Source organism: Streptomyces sp. NBC_01591 (assembly GCF_035918155.1).
In the GTDB taxonomy this organism is placed as follows: Bacteria; Actinomycetota; Actinomycetes; order Streptomycetales; family Streptomycetaceae; genus Streptomyces.
The window spans coordinates 2,005,651-2,031,174 of record NZ_CP109327.1 but is presented as its reverse complement, the minus strand read 5'-3'; the positions used below and the strand labels follow the sequence as shown (position 1 = coordinate 2,031,174).

Genomic DNA, 25,524 nt, shown 5'->3' with positions numbered 1-25,524 from the left:
GTGGTGAGCGTGTGGTGTCGGGGGCTCCGGGTCAGCGGAGGGCGGCGTGGCGCGGGTGCGAGCGGCGGTGACGGGGACGGTTGCGGTACGGGTGGAGGCGGTCGGGTCCTTCGGCCAGGCCCGCCCTGAACAGCCCGTAGGTGATCCGCCGCCGCGCGGCCGCTTCCAGCTCGTCCCGCAGGTCGCCGCTGCGCAGCAGTGCGCCGGGGCCCAGCAGACCCTCGACGACGGCCAGCGCACCGGCGATGTCGCCGTGGTCCAGGCGTTCGCGTACACCGGTGAGGCAGTCCGGACGGCGGTGCGCCTCGTCGATGGCCTGGAGGCAGGGCAGCGGAGTGCCGGTAAGCGCGACCAGCAGTTCCTCGCGGCGGATCTCGGCCGGGTCGTGGTCGAGCGGGGCCAGTACCCCGTCGACCAGGCCGATCCGGTGCTGGGCGCCCCGGCATTCCACGAGGCGTGGTTGACCTGCCCGGTCCGGAGGCCGTGCCGGACCGGCCGGCGGGTGATCCGGTGCCAGAGCCGCGGCGACCAGCGGATGCAGCCGGCCGGCCTCGATCGAACCGGTACGGAGCAGATCGAGGTCGGGCAGCACCCAGGTCGCCGCGTCGGGCAGGACCGGCAGCGCGGAGGCGCCACCGTCCGCAGCCGTGGTCGCGGCCGCGATCCGCAGTGCGGGTGGCCCGGAGCCGCCCCCCTCGGCGACCAGGTCCAGGAGCAGCCGGTGCCTGGCCCCGAACCGCACCGCGACCGTACCGGCGGACCGCCCCTCGGCGCGGAACAGGATCCCCGCCTCGGCCACCCACCGGTCGACGGCGCAGCGGCGTCCCCGCGGCACCTCCTCCAGTACCTCCGGAGGCACCGGAGGAGGGCCGTCGGAGGTACGCCGATCGGCCCCGGACCGGATCCGCAGCTCACCGGCCCTGCGCGCATCCCACAGATGGCGGTGCAGGTCGAGGCGGAACCGAGGGTTCGGGCGGTGGTGCGGATATCGGCGGGCGTCGGCCCCGGAGTCGGATCCGTCCCACAGTGCGAGACCGATCCGCTGACCGGCATCCGCCCAGGCGGGCGGGGTCCGCACCACCAGGTGCACCGGGCGCACGCCGTCGGGCCCCTCGGTGTCGTACCGGGCCAGGGGGACCGTCAGGCCCGGACGCAGCAGCCCGCGAGGAGCGATCCTCGGCAGGTGCCAGCGCAACAGGTCAGGAGCCAGATGGCGCAGATCGTCCCGGATCCGGGACGCGAGTTCCCGGCCGTGGGTGTGTGCCACGGACCGTGGGTTGAGATCGACGTCGATGCCTGCGGCGGCGCACGCCCCTGCCCAGTCGCCGACATGACGGCGGGCGGTCGCGGTCTCGATCATGGAGGGCGGCACGGCGAACTCTCGCACGCGCAGCCAGAAGGAAAGGCGGGAATCCCTGTTCGCGTCTTGAGTGAGCATCAGCACTCACCTTGCGCGGACGGGTCCCCCAATCTGTTAACAGAGTGAGTTGTCATCGCGGGCAGCGTAGTTTCTTCTCCCCCGATCCGCCAGGTGCTTTTGCCGGGGCGTATGGGTGCGAATCGACATTTGCCGTGAACTATGTGAACGAAGTGCGTGCTTCAATGTGTCTGCTGGTGGGGTGGATCGTGTGAACCGTTCGGGGAGGGGCCTCATGGCCGAATCGGATCGACGGCTGGTGCAGACCGCGGTCATAGGGAGCGCCGCATCGGGTCTGGGCATCGTCCTGCCGCAAGAGCCCGACGAGCTCCGGCGCCTGCGGCGGCGGCATCCGACGTACACCTACTGGTGCGGCACCCAGCTCGGCGGTTGCGGCAACAGGTTGTCCGACCGGCTCTACGTGGACAAGGTCTGCCACTTCGCCCACGCGGCGAATGCCTCCTGCCACCGCAAGGCCAACGGCGCGAACAGCGCGGATCACCTCTTCATCAAGCAGGACCTCGCCCGCTGGGCCCGCGGGAGCGGTGCCGACGCGCGGGCCGTGCTGCGTGATCTGGGTTCGGGTCCGGGTGATGCCGTCGACTTCCGGGTCCGTGGCAGCCGGCAGCGGGTGCGCTTCCAGTTCCGGAGGCTGACGCATCCCGAATGGAGTTCCGCGCGCGACGAGTTGGAACGCGATGCGGCAAGCCTGGACTGGGTCTTCGGGCCGGGTTCCGCTCACCCGGAAACCGTGGCGGAGATGTACGGGACGTTCGGCCACGTACTCCGCTTCCGTTTCGAGACCCAGGGCGTGGCGCGGCGTATCCGGATCAGGGCGGAGGCGGCGCGGAGCAGCACCGACTGGGTGCCGCTCGACGCCTGCGCGATGACGCCTGAGGGGTTGCGGGTTCCGGGCGTGGAAGGGCGAAGGCGTACGAGCCGCCGCCCTGCCGTGGGGACGGCTCGGGGCTCTTCGGCGGGCCGGCCGGTTCCGCAGCCCCTGCGGGGCGGTACGGCCCCTGCTCAAGGGTCTGTCGCTCCCGGTGCTCAAGCGTCCGTTGCTCCCGGGCGGGGCTCCTCGGCGGACGCTCCCGATCGGCGGACCGCCGCCGGTGCGGACCGTGGGTCCGGTCCGCGTACCAGTCCGCTCGTGCGGAAGGTTCAACGCCTGGTGGAGGAGCTGAACGTGCTCGCGGCACCGGCGGAGGCCGACATACGGACGAAGGCCGAGCGGCTGGACCGCGAGGCGGCGGCGTGGGTCGTGCGGTACGGGCGGCTGACGAGCTCGGACTTCTGGTCCGGCAAGGCCACGAAGGTCGCAGCCCAGGGGGATTCGCTCGCCGGTCGGCTGGAGAAGCTGGCGCAGCACCTGAAATGACGCGCCTGCGAGGCCTGATCAGGCGGGATTCGAGCCGAACGGTGGCCGCTCGCCGGTGAGTTCCTCCGGTTTGCGGCGCATGGCGGTCAGGAGCGTGACGGCCGTGCCCGCCACCGCCCACGCGGACAGCACCAGCAGGGGGCCGGTGACCGCGTTGCCCTTGAAGTAGGCGATCGAGCGCGCGACCCAGGTACCCGCCCCGGGCGGCAGAGCGGGGCCGATCGCCCGCCAGAAGTCCGGGAGCATCGGCAGCGGGTAGGCGCCGCCGGCGCTCGGGTTGCCCGCGATCACCACGATCAGGACGGCCAGGCCGATGCCGACGATGCCGGTGAGGGCCTGGAGGGCGAGGGTGATCATGCCGACCGCGAAGACGGTCAGCGCGCCCAGGCCAGACAGGCCCCAGAAGCTTCCGGGCAGGGCGCCGAGGATCGGGCCGATGATGATGGCGCCGCCGATTCCGCCCACGATCGAGTACAGCGCCATGACGCCGGTCCGGATCACCGCGCGCTGACGGTTGGCGGGCTTGGTGCCCGCGCTGATCGCCAGGATCGAGGCGCAGAGGTAGCCGCCGACGCACCAGCCCACGACCAGGTAGAACGACGAGATCCCGTTGAAGTCCTGGTCGGAGGCCGGGGCCAGGTCCACGGGCCGTACCGTGCGCTGCTGGGTCCGGTCGACCTCTGTGATGATCTTTGTCAGGGCGGTGGCCATCGAGGTGCCGCCGCCGGAGGCGACCAGCACGGTGTCGGTCGTGCCCTTGGGGTTGACGATCAGGGCGCCGTCGATCTTGCGGTCGAGGATCTGCTCGCGGGCCGTGGCCGCGTCGGTGACCGCGCGGGGGTCCAGCGGGCCGCCGGGGAGATTCTTCAGCTCGGTGAGGAGCTGTGCGGAAATCCGCTGGGGCGCGACGACGCCGAAGGGCACGTCCGTCGGCTTCGGTTTGTGCAGCGCCCCGACGTAGGACGCGATGAACAGCAGCTGTAGTCCGAGCACACCGATGACGAGCAGTGCGGCCCGTGGAGTGACGGCGTTCTTCACCTCGTCGACGAAAGTCATGCCCCCACGCTCCGGGGCGCCGGTTGTTCGTGCAGGCGGGGCTGGGCCGAATGGCTGACCGGGGCCCTTGCCGGTCTCCGGTCCGGAGACCGGGGACGGTTCCGCAACTCCGGGTATCGTACGAATGTTCGAAACTTGGTCTATGGTGGAGGACGAGGGGGTGGTGAGTACGGATCGGTCCAGGAGGTGCAGGTGCCCGGGTTCACGCATCTGCATACGGTTTCCGGGTTCTCCCTGCGGTACGGGGCCTCGCACCCGGAGCGGCTGGCGGAGCGCGCCGCCCAGCGGGGGATGGATGCTCTCGCGCTGACCGATCGCGACACGCTCGCGGGCACGGTCCGTTTCGCCAGGGCCTGCGAGAGGGCCGGGGTGCGGCCGCTCTTCGGGGGGGAGCTCGCGGTGGGTCCCGCGGCGGCGGAGCATACGAGACCGGGCGGGCGTACGCATCGGCTGCGGACCCCGGTCCGCGGCGGCGCCTTCGTCGACGAATCCGCACCCCGGGCCACCTTCCTCGCCCGGGACGGCGCCCGGGGCTGGGCGGAGCTGTGCCGTCTCGTCACCGCCGCCCACGCCCCCGCGCCCGACGGTGCGAGGCAGCCCCTGGTCGGCCGGTCCGAACTGCCCGCCGAAGGGCTCACCGTGCTGCTCGGCCCCGCCTCCGACGTCGGCAGGGCGCTGGCCGCCGGCCGCCCGGACCGGGCCGCCGCACTGCTCGCCGACTGGCGGGAGATCTACGGCGACGACCTGCGCCTCGAAGTCGTCCATCACGGCCGCGAGGGCACCGGGCCCGGATCGCTGCGGCTCGCCGCCCGTACCGTCGGCCTCGCCGCCGAGCAGGGGGTGCGGGCCGTGCTGACCAACGCCGTCCGGTACGCCGACACCGGGCAGGGTCCGGTCGCCGATGTGCTCGACGCGGCCCGCGGGCTGGTCCCCGTCGACCCCCGCCGCGCCCCGCTCGACAGCGGAGAGCGCTGGCTGAAGGACGCCCGCGCTATGGCGGAGACCGCCGGACGGATCGCTTCGGCCGCCGGTCTCGACAAGGGCGCCGGGGCACGGCTGCTCGCGGAGACCCGGCGCACCGCCGACGCCTGCGTCGTCGACCCCGAGGGCGACCTCGGTCTCGGTGCCGTCCACTTCCCCGAGCCGGAGCTCGTCGGCGCCGGGCGGCGCACCGCCCAGCGGGTGCTGGCCTCCCGCGCCGCCGCCGGCATGGTGCTGCGCGGCTACGACCGCAGGCGCGACTACTGGGAGCGGATGCACCAGGAGCTGGACATCATCGCCTACCACGGCTTCGCCTCCTACTTCCTGACGGTCGCTCAAGTCGTGGACGACGTAAGGGGGATGAAGGTCCGGGTCGCCGCCCGGGGCTCCGGCGCGGGCTCCCTGGTCAACCACCTCCTCGGGATCGCGCACGCCGACCCGGTCGAGCACGGGCTGCTGATGGAGCGCTTCCTCTCCAGGCGCCGCTTCGTGCTGCCCGACATCGACATCGACGTGGAGTCCGCCCGCAGGCTCGACGTCTACCGCGCGATCATCGGACGCTTCGGCACCGAGCGGGTCGCGACCGTCGCCATGCCCGAGACCTACCGGGTGCGCCACGCCATCCGGGACGTGGGCGCCGCGCTCTCCATGAACCCGGCCGAGACCGACCGGCTCGCCAAGGCCTTCCCGCACATCCGGGCCCGCGATGCCCGCGCGGCCATGGAGGAACTGCCCGAACTGCATGAAGTGGCACGGGAGAAGGACCGGTACGGGCGGCTCTGGGAGCTGGTGGAGGCGCTGGACGCACTGCCGCGTGGCATCGCCATGCACCCGTGCGGGGTACTCCTCTCGGACGCCTCCCTGCTGCGCCGGGTGCCCACCGTGCCCACCAGCGGCGACGGCTTCCCGATGGTGCAGTTCGACAAGGAGGACGTGGAGGACCTGGGGCTGCTCAAGCTCGATGTGCTGGGCGTGCGGATGCAGTCGGCGATGGCGCACGCGGTCGCGGAGATCGGGCGGGCCTCGGGGCAGGCCGTGGACCTGGACGCCGTGCCGCCGGACGACCCGGAGACGTACCGGATGATCAGGAGCGCCGAGACGCTGGGCTGCTTCCAGATCGAGTCGCCGGGCCAGCGCGATCTGGTCGGCAGGCTCCAGCCGGCCGGTTTCCACGACCTGGTGGTCGACATCTCGCTGTTCCGCCCCGGGCCGGTCGCCGCCGACATGGTGCGGCCGTTCATCGAGGCCCGGCACGGCCGGGCCCCCGTGCGCTATCCGCACCCCGATCTGAAAGGGCCGCTGCGCGAGACGTACGGGGTGGTCGTCTTCCACGAGCAGATCATCGAGATGGTCGACATCATGACCGGCTGCGGCCGGGACGAGGCCGACCGGGTGCGGCGCGGGCTCTCCGACCCCGAATCGCAGGGCCGGATCAAGGTGTGGTTCGCGCAGCGGGCGGCGGAGAGGAAGTACGGCGCCGAAGCGATCGCCCGGACCTGGGAGATCATCGAGGCGTTCGGCAGCTACGGCTTCTGCAAGGCGCACGCGGTCGCCTTCGCCGTGCCGACGTACCAGTCGGCGTGGCTCAAGGCGCACCATCCGGCGGCCTTCTACGCCGGGCTGCTCACCCATGACCCCGGGATGTACCCGAAGCGGCTGCTGCTCGCGGACGCGCGGCGGCGCGGGGTGCCGGTGCTGGGGCTGGATGTGAACCGGTCGGCGGCCGCCCATCGAATCGAACTGGTGTCCGATGATGAGGGAAGGGAGGGTGTCTGGGGGGTGCGGCTCGCGCTCTCGGACGTCCATGGCATCGGCGAGGCCGAGGTCGCCCGGATCGAGGCCGGGCAGCCCTACACCTCGCTGCTGGACTTCTGGCAGCGTGCCAGGCCGGGCAGGCCGGCCGCCGAACGGCTGGCCCGGGTGGGCGCGTTGGACGCGTTCGGCGCCAACCGGCGCGATCTGCTGCTGCACCTGTCCGAACTGCACCGCGCCCAGCGGGGCGCGGGCTCCGGCACCGGACCGGGCGCGCAGCTGCCGCTCGGCGGCGGGCACCGGACCGGCTCCATCGGCCTGCCCGACCTCGACGACGCGGAACGGCTCAGCGCCGAGCTGGGCGTCCTGAGCATGGATGTCTCCCGCCATCTGATGGACGATCACCACGCCTTCCTGCAGGAGCTCGGCGCGGTCTCCGCCAAGCGGCTGCGCGAGGCGCGGCACGGGGACACCGTGCTGGTCGCGGGCGCCAAGGCGGCCACCCAGACCCCGCCGGTCCGCTCCGGCCGCCGGGTCGTCTTCACCACCCTGGACGACGGTACGGGCCTGGTCGACCTGGCCTTCTTCGACGACAGCCATGCCGCCTGCGCCCACACCGTCTTCCACTCCTGGCTGCTGCTGGTACGCGGAGTGGTGCAGCGACGCGGACCGCGGAGCCTGAGCGTGGTCGGCGCGGCCGCCTGGAATCTGGCGGAGCTGGCCGAGCTGCGGCGTACCGGCGGACTCGACGCGGTCGCGGACCGGCTGGCGGCGGAACCCCCGTCCGAGGAGGCCGATCCCGTCGGCAACGGCCGTCGCATCCAGCTGCCCACCGGATACGAGATGAACCCCTGGTCCGACCTCCAGCCACCCGGCGAAGGCGTCGCCACCGGCAGGAAGCTGTGGCACCAGAGCCCGGGGAGCGCGGGATGAGCACCGCACCCGATGTGCCGGGAATCCTGTACCTGCGGTTCCGCAAGGTCGGCGGCGGCCTCCCGGACAGCGCCGGATACGCGGGGCTGCTCGCCCTGCTCGGCGCGCTCACCCCGGTGGTCGAGGCGGTTCCGCCCGACGGGGCGCTCGCCGATGTGCGCGGCGCGCTGCGCTACTTCGGGCGGGACGTGAAGGGGCTGGCCTCGGTGATCCGGATCCGCGCGCTCGCCCTGCACGGCGTGGACTGCGCGATCGGGGCGGCGGAGAACCCGATGCTGGCCCGGATGGCGGCACGGCAGGCCGCGCCCGGAACGACCTTCGTGGTGCCCCGGGGCGGGGGAGCGGAGTTCCTCGCGGACCGGCCGGCCGCGGCGCTGGACGGCGTCGGCGCGGCGACGGCCCGCACCCTGTGCGGGTACGGGCTCGACTCCGTCGGCCGGATCGCGGCGGCCCCGCTCGGCACCCTGCAGCGGATCACCGGCGTGCGGACCGGACGCGAACTGTGGGAGCGGGCGCGCGGCATCGACCGTACGGCGGTCGTGCCGGGCGCCGCGGCCCGGTCGATCGCCGCCGAACGGTCCTTCCCGCGCGACGAGCTGGACCGGGAACGGCAGCGCCGCGCACTCATGTCGCTCACCGAGGAGCTGGGGGCCAGGATGCGCGGGGACGGGCAGGTCTGCCGCGGCCTCGCGGTCTCTGTGCGCTACGCCGACCGGACCGGATACTCGACGCTGACCCGCAGCCGTACGCTCCGGGAACCCACCGCCCACTCCGCGGCGCTCACCGCACTCGCGTACCGGATCCATGACTCGTTCGCCCTGCAGCGGGCCCGGGTGCGGGGGATCGGGCTGCGCGCGGAGGGGCTGATGGACGGCGAGCGGGCCGCGCACCAGCTGTCGTTCGACCCGGTGGACGAGCGGGCGCGCCGGATCGAGGCGGTGGCGGACCGGCTGCGGGCCAGGTACGGCCCACGGGCCGTGATGCCGGGACGGCTCGCGGCCTGATCCCTTCTTCGGGCTCACCCGATGGGGCTTCGGGCTCGTCCGATTGAGGGATCGTCACTTTTTACCGACGCGTAACTTCCCACGCCACCTTACTCACGCGTAATTTGGCACGGGAACACGGAAGAACCAGCAGTCAGTACTTGTGGTCCGGGCCGCAGGGTTTACAGACATCGCAACTCCCTTGAGCCGCAAGGAGACCACACGATGCTGCCCTGGACACGTGCGTCGCGCACCCCACGTGCGCGGAGAACCCTCGCCGCACTGCTCCTCGCCGTCGCCGCAGTCGCCACCCCCACGGCCACTGCCGCTGCAGCCACTCCCACTCCCACTGCCGCCACGCCCACCTCCCGTGGCTGGAACGACTACTCCTGCAAGCCCTCCGCAGCCCACCCCCGCCCCGTCGTCCTGGTCCACGGAACCTTCGGGAACTCGATCGACAACTGGCTGGTCCTCGCCCCCTATCTCGTCAACCGGGGCTACTGCGTCTACTCGCTCGACTACGGGCAGCTGCCCGGTGTGCCGGTCTTCAACGGCCTCGGCCCGGTCGACGAGTCGGCCGGACAGCTCGCCTCGTTCGTCGACAAGGTGCTCGCCGCCACCGGCGCGGCCGAGGCCGACCTCGTGGGCCACTCCCAGGGCGGCATGATGCCGAACTACTACCTGAAGTTCCTCGGCGGGGCCGCCAAGGTGAACGCCCTGATCGGGCTCGCCCCCGACAACCACGGCACCACCCTGCTCGGTCTGACGAAGCTGCTGCCGTACTTCCCGGGAGCGGAGGACCTGCTGAACGCCAACACACCCGGTCTCGCCGACCAGGTGGCGGGCTCCCCGTTCCTCACCAAGCTCAACTCGGTCCCCGACACCGTGCCCGGAGTGCACTACACCGTCATCGCGACCAGGTACGACGAGGTCGTGACCCCGTACCGCACGCAGTTCCTGGACGGGCCGGACGTGCACAACGTCCTGCTCCAGGACCTGTGCCCGGTCGACCTCTCCGAGCACGTGGCGATCGGCACCGTCGACCGGATCGCCTACCACGAGGTGGCCAACGCCCTGGACCCGGCGCACGCCACCCCCACCACCTGCGCCTCGGTCATCGGCTAGAACGGCCGCGCGGGAAGCCGGGAAGCAGCGGTACGAGGGGCCTCGGGTGTTCACCCGGACGGTCCCTCGTACCGTGTGGTCCATGACAGCCGACCGGACCGCCGGGATCCGCGCAGCCACGCCCGCCGACGTGGCTGCCGTGCGGGCCGTCACCGATGCCGCCTACCGCCCCTGCATCGCCGCGCTACGGCTACGAGCCGGTGGAGCGCCGCGTGGACGGCCCGTACGACCGGATTCACTACCGCAGGCCGATCACGATCTGACCGGTCGGGCGCCGCTGTCGGTGGCGGCTGGCACGATCTACCCATGACGACGATCGACTGGGATTCCGCAGCCGACTCCTTCGACGAGGAACCCGACCACGGGCTGCTCGACCCGGTGGTCCGGCAGGCCTGGGCGCAGCGGCTGGAGAGCTGGCTGCCCGTCGAGCGCTCCGAGGTGCTCGACCTGGGATGCGGCACCGGGAGCCTGGCCCTGCTCGTCGCCGGGCAGGGCCACCGGGTCACCGCCGTCGACCGCTCCCCGCGCATGGTGGAACAGGCACGGGCCAAGCTCGCCGGGACGGGCACGGGGGTCTTTCTCGGGGACGCGGCCCTGCCGCCGGTCGGCAATCAGCAGTTCGACGTGATCATGGCCAGACACGTGGTGTGGCTGCTGCCCGACCCGGCGGCGGCCCTGCGCCACTGGTTCACCCTGCTGCGGCCCGGTGGCCGGCTGGTCCTGATCGAAGGCGTCTGGGGCGGCGTCGGCCTCTCCGCCGGGCAACTGACCGGACTGCTCTCGGAGTTCACCGAACGCATCCACCACGAGCGGCTCTCCGACGATCCCGACCTGTGGGGCAAGCAGGTAGACGACGAGCGCTACGCCCTGGTGGCCCGCGCCCAGCCGCCGCACCGGCACACCGAGGTCGTCGATGTGCATCTGATCCTCCGCCGCGGCCCCGAGGTCCTGCTCGCCCGCCGGGCCGGCACGGGATACGCGGACGGGCTGTTCAACGGCCCGTCCGGACATGTCGAGGACGGCGAGGACGTCCGTGAGGCGATGATCCGGGAGGCCGCCGAGGAGATCGGTGTCGAACTCGGCCCGGACGAGCTGCGGGTCGCCCTGGTCATGCAGCACCGAGGCCCCGGTGGCAGCCCCAGGACGGGGTGGTTCTTCGAGGCGGAGTACGACCCCGACCGCCCGCCGTGCAACCGCGAGCCGGACAAGTGCTCCGAGCTGGCGTGGTTCCCGCTGGACGCCCTCCCGGACGACATCGTCGCCTACTGCCGGGCGGGGCTCGAAGGCTACCGCGCGGGGGAGCACTTCCTGATCCACTGGCACGAGGACGGCGACACCGTGGCGTACCAGCCGCACCACATCCGCCGCGCCGTTCCGCTGCCCGCAGCCCGGTCCGGTTCCGGCGGGGTGCACCACATCGAGCTGTGGGTGCCCGATCTGGCGGTGGCCGAGCAGGGGTGGGGCTGGCTGCTCGGCGAACTGGGCCATGTCCCGTACCAGCGCTGGGAGCGCGGGCGGAGCTGGCGGCGCGGCGACAGCTATGTCGTGGCCGAGCAGTCGCCCGATCTGACCCCGGGGCCGCACGACCGGCGCCGCCCCGGGCTCAACCACCTCGCGTTCCACGTCCGTGACCGGGCCACGCTCGACGCACTGGTGGCAAGGGCCCCGGACCACGGCTGGCGGCAGCTCTTCCCGGACCGCTACCCGCACGCGGGCGGCGACGGACACATCGCCGCCTATCTGGAGGACGCCGCGGGGTACGAGGTGGAGCTGGTCGCCGGAGTCATGCAGGCCCGCCCCGTGCCGGAGGAACCGGCGCCGTACACCGATGTGTGGGCGCGGCGCCGGGACTAGGCCGTGTCCGTGAAGTCCCGTCGTACGCCCGGAGGGCGTGCCAGGCGCCGCGAGCCAGGCGGGACTTCACGGACACGGCGTAGGGCCGCTTGGGCCTGTCCGGCCTGTCAGTCCAGCAACGGCGCGAGACCCTCCGTGCGGGACAGGTGCTCCAGTTCGTCCAGCGCCCGGCGCGCCGCGTCGGCCGCCGCCGGATCGCGTGCGGTGAGACCGCTCTCCTCGAACTCGTCCTCGTCCAGCCGCAGTACGGACGAGCCGTCCGCCGACACCCACAGATCGAGGTCCAGGTCCTCCACCAGGAGCTCCCCGTCCCGAAGCACCGCGGGGCGGGTGATGTCGCAGTACCAGCCCTTGAGCCCGCCCGTGCCGGTACGGACCTCCTTCACGGCGAACCAGCGGTCGCGCCAGTAGTGTTCGGTGAACACATCGCCCGGCTCGAACCGTACGAAGCCGAAGTCGCGGACCCCCGGCGCCGCCCACGGCGCACGCACCGCCACCCGGACCCCGTCGTCGCGGATCACATCCGCCGGATACCGGATCTTGGTCCGCCCTGCCTTCACCAGGGCGACCACCAGAGCGGTCTCAGCCGAGCTTGCGGACATGGCGCACCTCCGTGGCACAGATCTCGTAGCCGAACCATCGATTGATGGCCAGCATCGGGCCGTTGTCCGCGTCATTGCCGGTGTACGCGTCCGTGTACCCGGCGGCGCGCGCCCGGTGCAGCGAGTCGTTCTTGGCGAGCTTGGCCAGGCCCCGGTTGCGGTACGCGCGGCGGGTGCCGGTCATCCCGGACATGTACCGGGTCAGACCATCGGTCTCCGCGGCGCTGAACGCCGCGACTTCCCCGTCCACCACCGCGACCGAGGTGAGCTCGTGGTCGAGCGCGGGGGTGCGCCAGGTGTGATTCAGCCAGTCCTCGTAGTCGGACAGCTCCATCGGGGTGTCGCTCGGCTCGTCGGCCGTGGTCTCGGCGTCCGCCTCGAAGAGCGGGCGCGGGTCGTCCGCGAAGTCCGCGCCGGTACGCAGCTCTACGCCCGGCGGGAGTTCCTGACGGAGCGGCAGCGGCCCGGTCAGATCGAGGTGGAGGAAGTGCGCCGGTCGGCTCGGCGCATAGCCGCGCTTCTCGGCGAAGGCCAGGTTCGACGGGGTGGCGAGCACCCAGGTGTAGATCGCGGTCGCGCCCTCCCGCGCCAGGTACTCCTCGGCCGTGCTCAGCAGCAGCGCACCCGCCCCGCGCCCGGTACGGTCCGGATGCGTGTACGTGTTGCAGAACCCCAGCCCGGGTTCGGGGCTGTCGTGGACGAGGCCGACCTGCGCGGTCCCGATGAGTTCCCCGTCCTCCTCGGCGACCAGCAGCCGGGAGCGCTTGTCCGGGTGGGCCGTGGCCAGTTCGAAGGTGACGCACTCGGGCGTCGTCACCATGAAGGGCAGCGCGGCACGCCGGACCCGCACCCAGTCCTCCGCGTCGGCGGGGAGGAAGTCGCGAACGATGACAGTCATGGGCCGGACGTTACGCGTGGGCCACCACCGGCCGCCCCTGAATTTCCGGCGGTGGGGCGGACGTGGGGGAGAATCGGGGCGTGACCCTGAAGATCGCTCTTGATCCGGATGCCGGTACCGCCCCGTACGAGCAACTGCGCACGCAGATCTCCGAACTGGCCCGCTCCGGCGCGCTGCCCGTCGGTTTCAGACTTCCGACGGTACGCGGCTTCGCCGAGGAGCTCGGCCTCGCCGCGAACACCGTCGCGAAGGCGTACCGCGCGCTGGAGGCCGACGGGGTGATCGAGACCCGTGGGCGCAACGGCACGTTCATCGCCGCCGCCGGTGACGCGGCGGACCGTCATGCGGCGGCCGCGGCACAGGAGTACGCGGAGCAGGCGCGGCGGCTGGGCCTGTCCCGGGACGAGGCACTGTCCCTGGCGCAGGACGCGGTGCGGGCGGCGTACGGGACGGGGTGAGCCGGGAGCGGGGCGGCGAGCCGCCGGGCTCAGAGGTACAGGCCTGCGTCCGCCCCGGAGTCCTGCTTCGGCACCGACGCGGGGCCGCTTCCGCGCCGCAGTGCGTACAGCTCGGCGAGTGTCGTGGCCTCGCGGCCCAGTCCTTCCTCCGTACCCAGCCAGGCCACCGCCTCCTTGCGGGTCAGTGAGCCCACCTCGATCCTGGCGAGGCAGCGGCCGGGCCTGACCACGGCCGGATGGAGCCGCTCCAGGTCCTCGTTGGTGGTGACGCCCACCAGCACATTGCGGCCCTGTCCGAGCAGCCCGTCGGTGAGGTTCAGCAGCCGGGACAGCGCCTGGCCGGCGGTGTGCTTGGCCTCGCCGCGGATCAGCTCGTCGCAGTCCTCCAGCAGCAGCAGCCGCCACCGGCCCTTGGACGTGCCGTCGTCCTCGCCGATCGCGATGTCCATCAGATAGCCGACGTCGTTGAAGAGCCGCTCGGGGTCGAGCACGCAGTCGACCTGGCACCAGTCCCGCCACGAGCGCGCGAGCGTGCGCAGCGCGGACGTCTTGCCGGTGCCCGGTGGGCCGTGCAGCAGGAGCAGCCGGCCGGCGATGTCGTCGGGCGTGACGTTCATCAGCCGGTCCATGGCATCGGCCACCGGCGCCGTGTAGTTGCCGCGGACCTCGTCCCAGGTGCCGGCGGCGATCTGCCGGGTGGTGCGGTGCGGGCCGCGGCGCGGAGAGACGTACCAGAAGCCCATCGTCACGTTCTCGGGCTGGGGTTCGGGCTCGTCCAGGGCACCGTCCGTCGCCTGGTCGAGGATGCGCCGGGCCAGTTCCGGGCCGGTCGCGGTGACCGTGACATCGGCGCCGCGGTTCCACCGCGAGATGAGCAGCGTCCAGCCGTCGCCCTCGGCGAGCGTGGCGCTGCGGTCGTCGTCGCGGGCGGCGCGCAGCACCTTGGCGGCCGGGGGCAGCAGGGTCGCCCCGGCCTTGACGCGTTCCAGGGAGGAGCTGTGCGAGTACGGCTGCTCGCCCGTCGCGAAACGGCCGAGGAACAGCGCGTCGACGACATCCGACGGGGAATCGCTGTCGTCGACGGTGAGCCGGATCGGCAGAGCGGACTCGGGATTGGCGGACATGGCGCCCATGATCCGGCAAGGGGGTACCCGGCGCACCCGGGTTTCACTGCCTTGTTCCCCTTTCCCGGCAGTGTTCACGGAACTGACGCGGGCTCAAGGGGGCGCGGAGGGGAGCTCGAGTCACGGGAGCAACTTGGCATGCACACTTCCGATGAGGGTGCCGGTACTGCTACCACGGACTCGGCAGACCGGGCGGAGATCCCGTCGGTCGGTCCAAGGGAGGTTCCATGAAGATGTCCAGACTCGCGGCGCTCTCGTCCTCGCTCCTGCTCGGTGCCGTACTCGCTCTGACCGGAGCGGCCACCGCCAACGCCGCAACGTCTGTTCAGGCCGTCGACTACGTCGCCCTCGGCGATTCGTACTCCTCGGGTGTCGGGTCCGGCAGTTACGACAGTGCCAGTGGTGCCTGCAAGCGCAGCACCAAGGCGTATCCCGCCCTCTGGGCCGCCGCCAACTCGCCCGCCTCGTTCGCCTTCACCGCTTGCTCGGGCGCTCGTACGGGTGATGTGAAGGCCAATCAGCTCGGCCCCCTCAGCTCCTCGACCGACCTCGTCTCGATCTCCATCGGCGGCAATGACGCGGGCTTCGCCGACGTCATGACCACCTGTGTCCTCCAGTCCGAGGCCACCTGCCTCAACCGGATCGCCACGGCCCGCAGCTATGTCGACTCCACCCTGCCCGGCAACCTCGACTCGGTGTACTCGGCGATCCAGGCCAAGGCGCCGGCCGCCCGTGTCGTCGTTCTCGGATACCCGCGCTTCTACGAGATCGGCGGCACCTGCGCCGTCGGTCTGAGCGACAAGGTGCGCACCGCGATCAACGGGGCGGCCGACTACCTCAATGCGGCGACCGCCAAGCGCGCGGCCGACCACGGCTTCGCCTACGCCGACGTCGCGGGGACGTTCACCGGTCACGAGATCTGCTCCGGAAGTGCCTGGCTGCACAGCCTCAACTGGCTCAACATCGGCGAGTCCTACCACCCCACCGCCGCCGGACAGTCGGGCGGCTACCTGCCCGTCCTCGACTCGGCGGCCTGACGCCACCCACGCATGTGCCGGGCCCGTTCAGCCGTCTGACGGGCAGGAGACCCCTGTTCGCCGGGGTCTCCGTCCGGCGGGGCGCCAGGGCGGCCCGTGACGCCCGTGGCGGGACCATGGCCGGAGCGACGCCGTCCGTTTCCGTTCTGTCCAACTCGCCCTGAAATCAGGCAGATTCATAAGTGAGGTGTCAGCCCCCATACGTGTGTGCGCAATCCTGCGACCGGGATACACGAGTGTCGTCGCGGGGCGATAGGGTTAACCTGCCCGGGCCGGGTGCCCTCGTACGGGTGGGGAGTGACATGGAACAGATAGCGATGCGGAGCAGGCCGCGTGTGCCTGCCATCACATGCGGGAGCGGTGCGACGAGTTCGCGCCTCGACCGCCATCTCGCGGTGCTCGGCGGACCTGCCGTGCCGCAGCGGGAGGCCGCGGAGGCGACGTTGCTGATGCGCGAGCTCACCTCGCGCGATGCCGCCCACCGTCGTCGGAGCAAGAGCGCGCGGGTCTCGCTCTTCGCGCCGCTGCGACGGCTCCGGCGTTCGCTCTTCGGCAGCCGCCGCTGACCCGACGGCCCGTCACGACCGCTCATCCGGTCCTCCGCCCGGGCTCCCCGGCCAGGGGCCGTCGCCCGGCCCCCCGCTCGGGGCCGTGGGCGACCGCACCGTCCCGGCGCTGCGCTGCTGTCCGCCCTCCCGTCATCCCCAGGGCCCACAGCAGCGCTTCGGTGTGTTCGCGGGGCGCCGGAGGGTGACGGCCAGGGCCTTCGAAAGTACTTCGGCGCAGAACCACTTCTAGACTGTACGTATGTCCGAAAAGCGAGCCGCGCGCCTGAGCCCCGACGAACGAAGGGCCCAGCTGGTCGCCATCGGCCTGGACATGCTCGCCGACCGGTCGCTGGACGAACTCTCCACGGACGACGTGGCCCGGCGGGCCGGCATCTCGCGAGGGCTGCTCTTCCACTATTTCGACTCCAAGCGCGACTTCTACCGCGCCGTGGTGCAGCAGGAGTGCGACGACTTCGTCGCAGCCACGGAACCGGACCCCTCGCTGGGGCCCGTCCCCTGGCTGCGGTCGTTCATCGCCGGCTTCGTGCTGTACGTGCTGGAGCACCGCAAGGTCTATCTCGCCCTGGTCCGCGGTGCCGCGGGCAGTCACCCCGTGGTGGAGGACATCGTCGACGGAACCAGGGCCACCCTCGCCCGGCGGGTGGCGGAGGGGCAGCGGCGGCTCGGGATGCCGGACTCGCCGCGGCTGGCCGTCGCAGCCCGGGCCTGGACGGCGTTCGCGGAGGAGGCCGTGACCAGCTGGCCGCGCGGCGGACCGGACGCGTCGGCGGAGCTCGGAGCCTTCCTGGAGTCGAGCTTCATCAGCCTGCTCGGTGCCCTGGACCGGCCCTGTGTGCTGCCCCGGTGAGCGCCCGGTGCCCGGCGGTCATTCGCCGCCGCGCGCGTAACGCCGTACGGACAGCGGCACGAACACCGTGAGGAGCACCGCCGACCAGGCGAGCGTCCCGGCCACCGGGTGGGTGACCGGCCAGGCGGCGTCGGCCGCCGGGGGCGCGTTGCCGAACAGGTCGCGGGTGGCCGAGGCCATCGCGCTGATCGGGTTCCACTCCGCGACCGTCCGCAGCCAGTGCGGCAGATTGTCGGTCGGGATGTACGCGCTCGACAGCAGCGGCAGGACGAAGGTGGCACTGCCCAGCTGGCCCGCCGCCTCCTCGTTGCGGATCAGCAGGCCCAGCCAGCAGCCCACCCAGGACGTGGCGAAGCGGAACAGCAGCAGCAGCCCGAAGGCGCCCAGGGCGGCGAGCGGTCCGCCCTCGATCCGCCAGCCGACCGCGAGCCCGACCAGGGCCAGCGGGACCATGCCGACGGCCGTGGTCAGCAGGTCGGCGGCGGTCTGGCCGAACGGCACGGCGGGCCGGCTCATCGGCAGTGCGCGGAAGCGGTCCATCACCCCGCGGTGGCAGTCCTGCGCGGACTGGAACATCCCGGTCATGATGCCGCCCGCGGCTGTCGCGGCCAGCAGACCCGGCACCAGGAACGCGCGGTACTCCTGACCGGGCATGGCCAGTGCGCTGCCGAACACGTACCCGAAGAACAGCAGCATGGTGATCGGCATGGTCTGGGTCAGGATCACCACGCCCGGGGCCGCCTTGATCCGCTGCAGATGGCGGCCCAGCATGGCCAGGCCGTCGGCGACGGGGGTGCTTGTGGCGGGTGTGGCGGGCCGCTCGTGGACCAGTGTCGTGCTGCTCATGCTGCCGTCTCCTTCAGGGGCGGGGAGGTGCGGCCGTCGCCGCGGTCGGTCAGGCGGAGGAAGACCTCGTCGAGCGTGGGCGGGCGCAGGCTCGCGTCGACCAGCGGTACGCCCGCCGCGTCGAGTTCGCGGACGATACGGGGCAGGGTGAGCGTGGCGTCGGTCGCGACGGCGCCCACGGTGCGGCGCTCGTGGTCGAGCACCGGTTCGGTGCCGGTGAGCTGGTCGAGCACGCCGGCCGCCGGGACCAGTGCCGACTCATGGGCGACGACCACTTCGGCGTAACTGCCGATGCGGGACTTCAGCTCGGCGGGGGTGCCGCGGTGGGCGGCCCGGCCCCGGTCGATCAGCACGATGTCGTCGGCCAGCTGATCGGCCTCCTCCAGGTACTGCGTGGTGAGCAGCACGGTCGTGCCCCGGTCGGCCAGCTCCCGTACCGCCGCCCAGACCTGGTTGCGGCTGTGCGGGTCGAGACCGGTGGTCGGTTCGTCCAGGAAGAGCACCCGCGGGCGGGTCAGCAGGCTGGCGGCGAGGTCGAGGCGGCGGCGCATGCCGCCCGAGTAGGTGCGGGCCGGGCGGTCGGCCGCCTCGGTCAGCTCGAAGCGGTCCAGGAGCTCGTCGGCGCGGGCGCGTGCCGTCTCGCCGCGGAACCGCTGCAGCTTGGCGAAGAGCCGCAGGTTCTGCCGGCCGGACAGTTCGCCGTCGACCGAGGTGTCCTGCCCGGTGACGCCGATCGCCGCGCGCACCGCGCCCGCCTCGCGCATCACGTCGTGGCCCGCGACCAGGGCGCTGCCGCCGTCCGGCGCCGTCAACGTGGTGAGCACCCGGACGGCGGTGGTCTTGCCCGCGCCGTTCTGCCCCAGCACTCCGCAGACGGTGCCCTCGGCGACCACGAGATCGAGCCCGCGCAGCGCGTGGACATCGCCGTAGCGCTTCTCCAGACCTTCACTAAGTACAGCGTACGTAGTTGTCATACGGCCCACCGTATCGCACTACGTACGGTGTACGTAACTACGATGGTGGGCGAGGTGATGATCGATGGTGGGGCGACCCGCTGTACCCGAAGTGATCTGGGCGCGCCCCGAGCGCGCGGGCCGGGGCCCCAGGCCCGCGTTCAGCCGAGCGGACATCGCGGCGGCCGCCGTCCGTATCGCCGATGCGGAGGGCTTCGACGCGGTGTCCATGCGCAAGGTCGCGGCGGAGCTCGGCTGCGGCACGATGTCGCTCTACAACTACGTGCCGCGCAAGGAGGACCTGCACGAGCTGATGCTCGACGCGGTCAGCGGCGGGTACGAGTTTCCCGAGCCGTCCGGCGACTGGCGCGCCGACCTCGTCGCGCTCGCCCATCAGGCCCGCGCGATGATGCACCGCCACACCTGGGTGCCCCGGCTGATGTCACCCGTGTACGGCTTCAGTCCGAACGCCCTGCGGTACCTGGAGTACGCGCTCAGCTGTCTGGACGGGGTCGACGCGCGGTTCGGCGAGAAGATGGAACTGATCGCGATGGTCAACGGTGTAGTCACCACCTATGTGTCCAGCGAGATCGCGATGGCGGAGCGCAGCCGGTCGCTGCCCTGGTCCGAGGAGCAGGAGAACGCCGTGCGCACCGGCTATCTGATCAGCCAGATCGCGACCGGGAAGTATCCGCGGATGGCGGCCGGATTCGCCGAGGACCCCGGACCGATCGACATGGACGGGGTCTTCGACCGGGCGCTCGGCCGGGTGCTTGACTCCTTCGACCGGTAGCAGCCGGGTCCGGGCGCCCCGTCACAGCAGCGCGAACTGCCCGTCCGGGCCCTCCTCCTGATGACCGAGCACCGACGCGGGCCGCCGGGCCGTGGCCGCGACGGGCAGGACGCCCGCCGCCCGGAGGTCGGCGGCCGTGATCTGCGGGCCGTCGGCAAGGCCCTCCTGCCGGGGCCGGAGTCCATCCAACAGGGCGAGCAGGGTGATCAGTTCCAGCAGCTCCGAGGTCCACTCCTGGGGCCAGGCCCGGGGTCGGACCGCCTCCAGGCCGTCCACGCCCTCCGCGCCGGCCGCCGACCGCCGCTCGAACCAGAGCTCCAGCATCCGGACCCCGCCCACCCGGAACTCCCACGCCCCGGCCGGCACCGGCGAGATGCGACCCGTCCCCAGCGTGAGCGTCTCGCCGTCCGGGTCGTACGCCAGCCCGGCCGGTACGGGCGGAACCGCGGCCCGCACATAGGGCCGCCGCCCACCCGGCAGCCGCGGGCGCTCCCCGCCGCGGGCACCCCGCAGCTGCAACCGCAGCAGCTCCTGGCCCAGCTCCACCCCCGTCGACCAGCGCGCGGTGTCGGCGGGCAGGGGGACCACGCATCCGGCGGGGGAGTGGCGGGCCGCCGCGAGCGTCCACGCCAGCACCGAACGGGCGGTCACCGAGTCCCCGTGGCGGGCGCGCAGCAGGGCGAGCAGCCCGGGGGCCAGATTGGGCTCGTGGCCGTCGGGGCGTCGGTACAGCGGCCGGATCCGGCCGGGCCGGCCCGCGGGGGAGTGGCCGTCCGGCAACAGCGCCGTCACGGACAGGGCGGGGCCGGTCTCCTGGGGTACGTACCCGTGCTCCACGGCGAAGAGCTGGTGCCCGTCGGCGACCCGCCACAGCTCGGGGCGGGCGGCGTCGATCAGCCGGTGGTCGGGGAGCAGCCACTGCTCGTCGAACGGGCCGTGCGCGATCCGTACGGGCTCGGGGCACGGTCCCTCCTCGCGGGCGAACCGGCCGGTGCCGGTGGCCTGGCCGGGCAGTGCCGCCACCGCGGTCCGCGGGGTACGGGAACGGGTCGCCCGGAACAGCCGCTCGCGTTCGCCGGCCGGGGCCCGCACCAGCCGCTCCCAGCGCGCTCTGAGGGAGGCGGCATCGGGGGCGATCACCCAGGGGCGGCCGGTGCGCAGCGGCCGTACGGACCAGGGCATGAGGTCGTCGAGGAGCGGGGCGCCCGCGTCCTGGCCGTCACCGGAGCCGCCCGCCGCCCGTGCTGCCACCGTGTCGTCCTCCCCGTCGCCACGTCCGCCCGCCTTCCCGGGCATCGTAGCCGCGCCCGTGCGGCGCGAGGCAGGGCGTCAGCGCGCTCCCAAGGTGCGCCAGTGCGCTTCCAGCGGTGGTCAGTGCGCTTCCACGGTGACCGAGAAGGAGAACCGGTCGCCCCGGTAACGGATCTGCGCCACGTCGACCACCTGACCGCTCTCGTCGTACGTGACGCCCGTGTAGAACAGGATCGGGCTCAGCAGCGGGACCTGGAGGAGCTTGGCGGTGGCCGGGTCGGCCAGGCGCGCCTCGACCGTGTCGGTGATGCGCGCGATACGGACGCCGACCCGGTCGCGCAGCACCTTGGTCATCGGCCAGCGTTCGAGATCGGCGACGTCCAGGCGGGCCGCGATCTCGGGACGCACCACGTTCTCCGCCCAGTTGGTGGGCTCGTCGCTGTCCCCGTCGCGGCGCAGCCGGCGGTAGCTGACCACCTCCGCGCAGTCGGGGAAGTACTCGGTGAGTTCACCCGGCACGGCGACCGGGCCGTGGCCGAGCACCGCGGTCCGCTCGCCCGACTGCTGGGCCACGATCGCGTCGATCGAACCCAGCAGCCGGACCGGTGACACCCGGCGGGCGCGCGGCTCGATGAAGGTGCCGCGCCGCCGGTGCCTGCTGATCAGCCCTTCCGTCTCCAGCTCCTTGAGCGCCTGGCGCATCGTCAGGACGCTGACGCCGTAGTGCGCGGCGAGCTGCTCCTCGGTCGGCAGCCGCGCCGATGCGTCCTTGGCGCGGCCCAGTATCGAGGCGCGCAACGACTGCGAGACCTGGTACCACAGCGGCAGCTTGCGGTTCAGGACCAGCGAGTCGGGGGCGAAGGCCGGCCCCGGGGAGATCTTGGGCGTCTGAGGCACCTGGGGCCTTTCGTTCGGATCGGGCCGGATCGGGGAGCGGCGTCGTCGCCTACGGCCTGAAGTTGCGGCTCAGACCCTGCCACACGTCGTCGTAGCCGTGCTGCAGATGTCCGGCGGTCGCCGCCTGCCCGGTCGCCGTCACCGGCCAGCGGGTCTCGAACATGAAGGCGAGGCCGTCGTCGATCTTCTGCGGCTTCAGCTCCGCCTCGCTGGCCCGGTCGAAGGTCTCCCGGTCCGGGCCGTGCGCCGACATCATGTTGTGCAGCGAGCCGCCGCCCGGGACGAAACCGCCCTTGCCGGCCGTCTTCGCGTCGTACGCGCCCTCGATCAGGCCCATGTACTCGCTCATCACATTGCGGTGGAAGTACGGCGGCCGGAAGGTGTCCTCGCCGACCAGCCAGCGCGGCGCGAAGACGACGAAGTCGACACCCGCCAGACCGGGGGTGTCGGACGGCGACGTCAGCACCGTGAAGATCGACGGGTCGGGGTGGTCGTAGCTGATCGAGCCGATGACATTGAAGCGGTGCAGGTCGTAGACGTAAGGGGTGTGGTTGCCGTGCCAGGCGACCACATCGAGCGGCGAGTGGTCGTAGGTCGCCGACCAGAGGTTCCCGCAGAACTTGTTGACCACCTCCACCGGGCGGTCGTCGTCCTCGTACGCGGCGACGGGGGCGAGGAAGTCCCGGGCGTTCGCCAGGCCGTTGGCGCCGATCGGGCCGAGGTCGGGGAGGGCGAACGGCTGGCCGTAGTTCTCGCAGACATAGCCGCGGGCGGTGGCGTCGAGCAGCTCCACCCGGAAACGGATGCCGCGCGGGATCAGCGCGATGTGCCCCGGCTCGGCACGCAGCAGGCCCAGTTCGGTACGGAGCAGCAAACCGCCGCGCTCCGGGACGATCAGCAGCTCGCCGTCCGAATCGCTGAACACCCGGTCCGTCATGGACGAATCGGCGTGGTAGAGATGCACGGCCATGCCGGTGCGCTGCGTCGCGTCGCCGTTGCCGCCGAGGGTCCACAGGCCCGCCAGGAAGTCCGTCCCGGGCGCGGGCTCGGGGAGCGGATCCCAGCGCAGCCGGTTGGGGTCGGGCACGGATTCGGTGAACGGGGCGGTCCGGATCGCCCCGTTGCCGATCCGGACGAACGGGGGATGAGCAGCCGACGGACGGATCCGGTAGAGCCAGGAACGGCGGTTGTGGGCGCGCGGTTCGGTGAACGCCGAGCCGCTCAGCTGCTCCGCGTAGAGCCCGAGGGGCGCGCGCTGGGGGGAGTTGCGGCCGTGCGGCAGTGCCCCCGCAACCGCCTCCGAGCTGTGCTGATTGCCAAAACCGGCGGAATGCTCAAGCGCTTCCGCCGTCTTCCTCGCCTGCTCGATGCCGCTCATGTGCGCTCCCGGTGCCGAAGAAATCCTATGGGTAACCGTAGGAATCGGATCGGGGTGAGTCAACGGCATTCGTGACGCACGGGGGCTCCATGGGGTTCCCCGGGGGTTCCAAATGTGTGATGCACGGGGGGTTCAAAAAGTTGAACAATGCTCTACTCTCCCGCACATGTCGTGGACACGAAGACTTCTGGTGGTACTGGCGGCGCTCGCCGCCGCCCTGCTCGCGGCCCCGGCCGCCCAGGCGCACGAGGAACGTCCGGTCACCCTGCCCGACGGCACCGGCAGCGTCCCCGTGTACCGCACCGGCGAGCCCGATCTGCTGGTCTGCAAGAGCGACCGGGCGGACTTCGAGCGCCGCGTGTCCCGCTTCCCCGAGGGGCTGCGGACCCGGAACCTGAAGCTCTTCGAACGGTGCCGGAAGTCCGGCTACCGCCACCTGCAACAGGCGGTCGACGCGGTCGACCGGCCCGGCATGAACATCGCCGTCCTGCCCGGCCTGTACGAGGAGGAGCCCTCGCTGCCCAAGCCGACGGGGGAGTGCGCCCGGCTGAAGGCGCCCAAATCCCAGCTCGGCTACCAGATCCTGTCGTACGCCCAGCAGGCGCGGTGCCCGCACAACCAGAACCTGGTGGCGATCCTCGGCAAGAAGAACCTCCAGATCGAGGGCACGGGCGCCGAGCGCACGGACGTGGTCGTCGACGCCAAGTACCAGAAACTCAACGCGATCCGCGCGGACGGCTCCGACGGCATCTACTTCCGGAACTTCACCGCCCAGCGCACCACCTTCAACTCCCTGTACGTCCTGGCCCAGGACGGCTTCATCATCGACTCCGTCCTCACCCGGTGGAACGACGAGTACGGCTTCCTGACCTTCGCCAGCGACCACGGGCTGTACAAGAACTGCGAGTCGTACGGGAACGGCGACTCCGGCATCTACCCCGGCAGCGCCTCGAACATCAACGACGCGTACGGCTACGACGTGCCGCGCTACTCCATCGAGATCACCGGCTGCCGCAGCCACCACAACATGGTCGGCTACTCCGGCACCGCGGGCGACTCCGTCTATGTCCACGACAACGAGTTCGACCACAACATGGGCGGCGCCTCGATGGACAGCGCCTTCCCCGGTCACCCCGGACTGCCGCAGAACCACGCCCGCTTCGAACGCAACCTGATCCACGACAACAACGCCGACTACTACCCCTACGTCGCCGACGGCACCTGCGCCAAGCCGCCCGTGGACCGCGGCTACGAGGAGGGCGTCGTCTGCCCGCAGATCTCCATGCCGCCCGGCTCCGGCATCATCACCGCGGGCGGCAACTGGAACCTGTACGAGAACAACTGGATCTACGGGCAGCAGCGCGCCGCCTTCGTCCTGACCGCCGTCCCCGCCTTCATCCGCGGTGAGGACGCGCTGTCCAAGCAGGCCGACACCTCGCACCACAACCGGTACGCGGGCAACCACCTCGGCAAGGACAAGGCGGGCAACTCCCGGCCCAACCGCACCGATGTGTGGTGGGACGGCCAGGGCGAGGGCAACTGCTGGCAGTCGGACGCCGGGGCGTCCTCCCCGCGCGCCCTGCCCACCTGCGGTTCCGAACGCGGCGCCGTGTCCGGGTCCACCGACCGGCTCGTCGGTGAACCGGTCAAGCTCGCCCAACTGCTGGTCTGCGCCGACTACAACGTGCAGGCGCGCCGGCTGCCGGCCGGCTGCGACTGGTACGGGGCGCGGGGCATCGAGCGCATCGAGGTGCAGGTGGCGCTGGCGGTCGCGGTGGTGCTCGCGCTGGTCGGCGGGGTGCTGTGGTGGCGCAGGCTGCGCGGCAGCCGGCTCGCCACGGTGGTCACGGGGCTCGGCGCGATCGGCCTCGGGCTCGACGTGGCCGGATCGACGATGGGGCTGGCCGCCTCCTATGTGCCCGCGCTGGCGCTGCTGCTGACGGGGGTGTGGTGGACCGGGATCGGCCTCGTGCTCCGGAGGGAACGGCCATGGCTGGGCTGGACCACGGTGGTGCTGGGCGCGCTCACGCTGCTGGACGCCGTGGACAAGGCCGTGTTCATGATCCCGTGGATTCCGCTCAGCCCGGCCTGGGTGCGTGGACTGCTCGGCGTGGTCTGGGTGGTGTGGGCCGTGGTCGCCGCGGCCCGCCATGGCGAGCGGGACACCACTGACGCCTCGGGTTCCCCGGACGCGTCCGATGCCCCGGGTTCCCAGGATGCGCCGGCCGAAGGGCCGGTCCCGCGTTCCGCGCAGGCCACTGCTCCTGCCCCTGCGCCCGCCTCGGAAGGAGACGCGTCGTGAAGCGTTCCCACAGGCCCCTGCGGGCCGCTCGGCCGAACCCGGCCAGTCGGCCGAACCCGGCCGCTCGGCCGCGCCGGGCCGCCCGGCCGG

At 72.1% G+C, this 25,524-nt stretch carries 22 protein-coding genes; 12 read left to right on the top strand and 10 right to left on the bottom strand.

Annotated features, from left to right (window positions below):
• Positions 1-31: 31 nt before the first annotated feature.
• Positions 32-1,438 (bottom strand): hypothetical protein, encoded by a 1,407-nt coding sequence (locus OG978_RS09475; RefSeq protein ID WP_326764763.1) that lies wholly within the window; start codon positions 1,436-1,438, stop codon positions 32-34.
• A 214-nt stretch (positions 1,439-1,652) separates the two neighbouring features.
• Between OG978_RS09475 and OG978_RS09470 the strand changes: the two genes are divergently transcribed.
• Positions 1,653-2,795: a hypothetical protein gene (locus tag OG978_RS09470; protein WP_326764762.1), complete on the top strand. Its 1,143-nt coding sequence runs from the start codon at positions 1,653-1,655 to the stop codon at positions 2,793-2,795.
• Positions 2,796-2,813: 18 nt separating this feature from the next.
• Here the strand turns inward: OG978_RS09470 and OG978_RS09465 are convergent, their stop codons facing one another.
• A complete protein-coding gene (locus OG978_RS09465) occupies positions 2,814-3,851 on the bottom strand; it encodes an ABC transporter permease (protein WP_326764761.1) in 1,038 nt (345 codons plus the stop codon).
• 192 nt (positions 3,852-4,043) lie between these two features.
• On the opposite strand from OG978_RS09465, the gene OG978_RS09460 reads away from it, so the two are divergent.
• From OG978_RS09460 to OG978_RS09440, 5 genes are all read left to right on the top strand, one after another.
• Positions 4,044-7,517 (top strand): DNA polymerase III subunit alpha, encoded by a 3,474-nt coding sequence (locus OG978_RS09460; RefSeq protein WP_326764760.1) that lies wholly within the window; start codon positions 4,044-4,046, stop codon positions 7,515-7,517.
• On the top strand, positions 7,514-8,521 hold the full coding sequence (locus OG978_RS09455; RefSeq protein WP_326764759.1) for a DNA polymerase Y family protein: 1,008 nt from the start codon (positions 7,514-7,516) through the stop codon (positions 8,519-8,521). The genes OG978_RS09460 and OG978_RS09455 overlap by 4 nt, the downstream gene beginning before the upstream one ends.
• 204 nt (positions 8,522-8,725) lie before the next feature.
• Positions 8,726-9,625 (top strand): esterase/lipase family protein, encoded by a 900-nt coding sequence (locus OG978_RS09450; protein WP_326764758.1) that lies wholly within the window; start codon positions 8,726-8,728, stop codon positions 9,623-9,625.
• Positions 9,626-9,707: 82 nt separating this feature from the next.
• On the top strand, positions 9,708-9,935 hold the full coding sequence (locus tag OG978_RS09445) for a hypothetical protein (protein WP_326764757.1): 228 nt from the start codon (positions 9,708-9,710) through the stop codon (positions 9,933-9,935).
• Entirely contained in the window at positions 9,932-11,479 is a 1,548-nt protein-coding gene (locus OG978_RS09440; protein ID WP_326764756.1) for a trifunctional class I SAM-dependent methyltransferase/NUDIX hydrolase/VOC family protein, read from the top strand. Before OG978_RS09445 ends, OG978_RS09440 begins: the two co-directional genes overlap by 4 nt.
• A gap of 107 nt (positions 11,480-11,586) precedes the next feature.
• Here OG978_RS09440 and OG978_RS09435 read toward each other — a convergent pair whose 3' ends face one another.
• A complete protein-coding gene (locus tag OG978_RS09435; RefSeq protein WP_326764755.1) occupies positions 11,587-12,081 on the bottom strand; it encodes a DUF402 domain-containing protein in 495 nt (164 codons plus the stop codon).
• Positions 12,062-12,979, bottom strand: a complete 918-nt coding sequence (locus OG978_RS09430) for a GNAT family N-acetyltransferase (RefSeq protein ID WP_326764754.1) — start codon at positions 12,977-12,979, stop codon at positions 12,062-12,064. The genes OG978_RS09435 and OG978_RS09430 overlap by 20 nt, the downstream gene beginning before the upstream one ends.
• An 80-nt stretch (positions 12,980-13,059) precedes the next feature.
• Between OG978_RS09430 and OG978_RS09425 the strand changes: the two genes are divergently transcribed.
• Positions 13,060-13,437 (top strand): GntR family transcriptional regulator, encoded by a 378-nt coding sequence (locus OG978_RS09425; RefSeq protein WP_326764753.1) that lies wholly within the window; start codon positions 13,060-13,062, stop codon positions 13,435-13,437.
• Between the two features lie 29 nt (positions 13,438-13,466).
• On the opposite strand, the gene OG978_RS09420 is transcribed toward OG978_RS09425, so the two are convergent.
• The gene (locus OG978_RS09420) at positions 13,467-14,570 is read right to left on the bottom strand and encodes a DUF5925 domain-containing protein (RefSeq protein WP_326764752.1); all 1,104 of its coding nucleotides are present in this window, start codon (positions 14,568-14,570) and stop codon (positions 13,467-13,469) included.
• 218 nt (positions 14,571-14,788) lie between these two features.
• Between OG978_RS09420 and OG978_RS09415 the strand changes: the two genes are divergently transcribed.
• The 3 genes from OG978_RS09415 (at position 14,789) to OG978_RS09405 (ending at position 17,014) form a co-directional block, all read left to right on the top strand.
• The gene (locus tag OG978_RS09415) at positions 14,789-15,598 is read left to right on the top strand and encodes an SGNH/GDSL hydrolase family protein (protein ID WP_326764751.1); all 810 of its coding nucleotides are present in this window, start codon (positions 14,789-14,791) and stop codon (positions 15,596-15,598) included.
• 302 nt (positions 15,599-15,900) lie between these two features.
• On the top strand, positions 15,901-16,164 hold the full coding sequence (locus OG978_RS09410) for a hypothetical protein (protein ID WP_206433474.1): 264 nt from the start codon (positions 15,901-15,903) through the stop codon (positions 16,162-16,164).
• Between the two features lie 241 nt (positions 16,165-16,405).
• Positions 16,406-17,014: a TetR/AcrR family transcriptional regulator gene (locus OG978_RS09405; RefSeq protein WP_326764750.1), complete on the top strand. Its 609-nt coding sequence runs from the start codon at positions 16,406-16,408 to the stop codon at positions 17,012-17,014.
• A gap of 18 nt (positions 17,015-17,032) precedes the next feature.
• Here the strand turns inward: OG978_RS09405 and OG978_RS09400 are convergent, their stop codons facing one another.
• Both OG978_RS09400 and OG978_RS09395 read right to left on the bottom strand, forming a co-directional pair.
• The gene (locus tag OG978_RS09400; RefSeq protein ID WP_326769978.1) at positions 17,033-17,785 is read right to left on the bottom strand and encodes an ABC transporter permease; all 753 of its coding nucleotides are present in this window, start codon (positions 17,783-17,785) and stop codon (positions 17,033-17,035) included.
• A gap of 71 nt (positions 17,786-17,856) precedes the next feature.
• Complete coding sequence (locus tag OG978_RS09395) at positions 17,857-18,834, bottom strand: ATP-binding cassette domain-containing protein (protein WP_326764749.1); 978 nt, start codon at positions 18,832-18,834, stop codon at positions 17,857-17,859.
• Between the two features lie 64 nt (positions 18,835-18,898).
• On the opposite strand from OG978_RS09395, the gene OG978_RS09390 reads away from it, so the two are divergent.
• On the top strand, positions 18,899-19,606 hold the full coding sequence (locus OG978_RS09390; RefSeq protein WP_326764748.1) for a TetR/AcrR family transcriptional regulator: 708 nt from the start codon (positions 18,899-18,901) through the stop codon (positions 19,604-19,606).
• Between the two features lie 21 nt (positions 19,607-19,627).
• Here OG978_RS09390 and OG978_RS09385 read toward each other — a convergent pair whose 3' ends face one another.
• The 3 genes from OG978_RS09385 to hmgA form a co-directional block, all read right to left on the bottom strand.
• The gene (locus OG978_RS09385; protein ID WP_326764747.1) at positions 19,628-20,857 is read right to left on the bottom strand and encodes a type ISP restriction/modification enzyme; all 1,230 of its coding nucleotides are present in this window, start codon (positions 20,855-20,857) and stop codon (positions 19,628-19,630) included.
• 120 nt (positions 20,858-20,977) lie between these two features.
• Complete coding sequence (locus OG978_RS09380; RefSeq protein WP_326764746.1) at positions 20,978-21,754, bottom strand: GntR family transcriptional regulator; 777 nt, start codon at positions 21,752-21,754, stop codon at positions 20,978-20,980.
• A gap of 49 nt (positions 21,755-21,803) precedes the next feature.
• Positions 21,804-23,132, bottom strand: a complete 1,329-nt coding sequence (gene hmgA / locus OG978_RS09375; RefSeq protein WP_326764745.1) for a homogentisate 1,2-dioxygenase — start codon at positions 23,130-23,132, stop codon at positions 21,804-21,806.
• Positions 23,133-23,298: 166 nt separating this feature from the next.
• Between hmgA and OG978_RS09370 the strand changes: the two genes are divergently transcribed.
• The gene (locus OG978_RS09370) at positions 23,299-25,434 is read left to right on the top strand and encodes a right-handed parallel beta-helix repeat-containing protein (protein ID WP_326764744.1); all 2,136 of its coding nucleotides are present in this window, start codon (positions 23,299-23,301) and stop codon (positions 25,432-25,434) included.
• Positions 25,435-25,524: the final 90 nt, after the last annotated feature.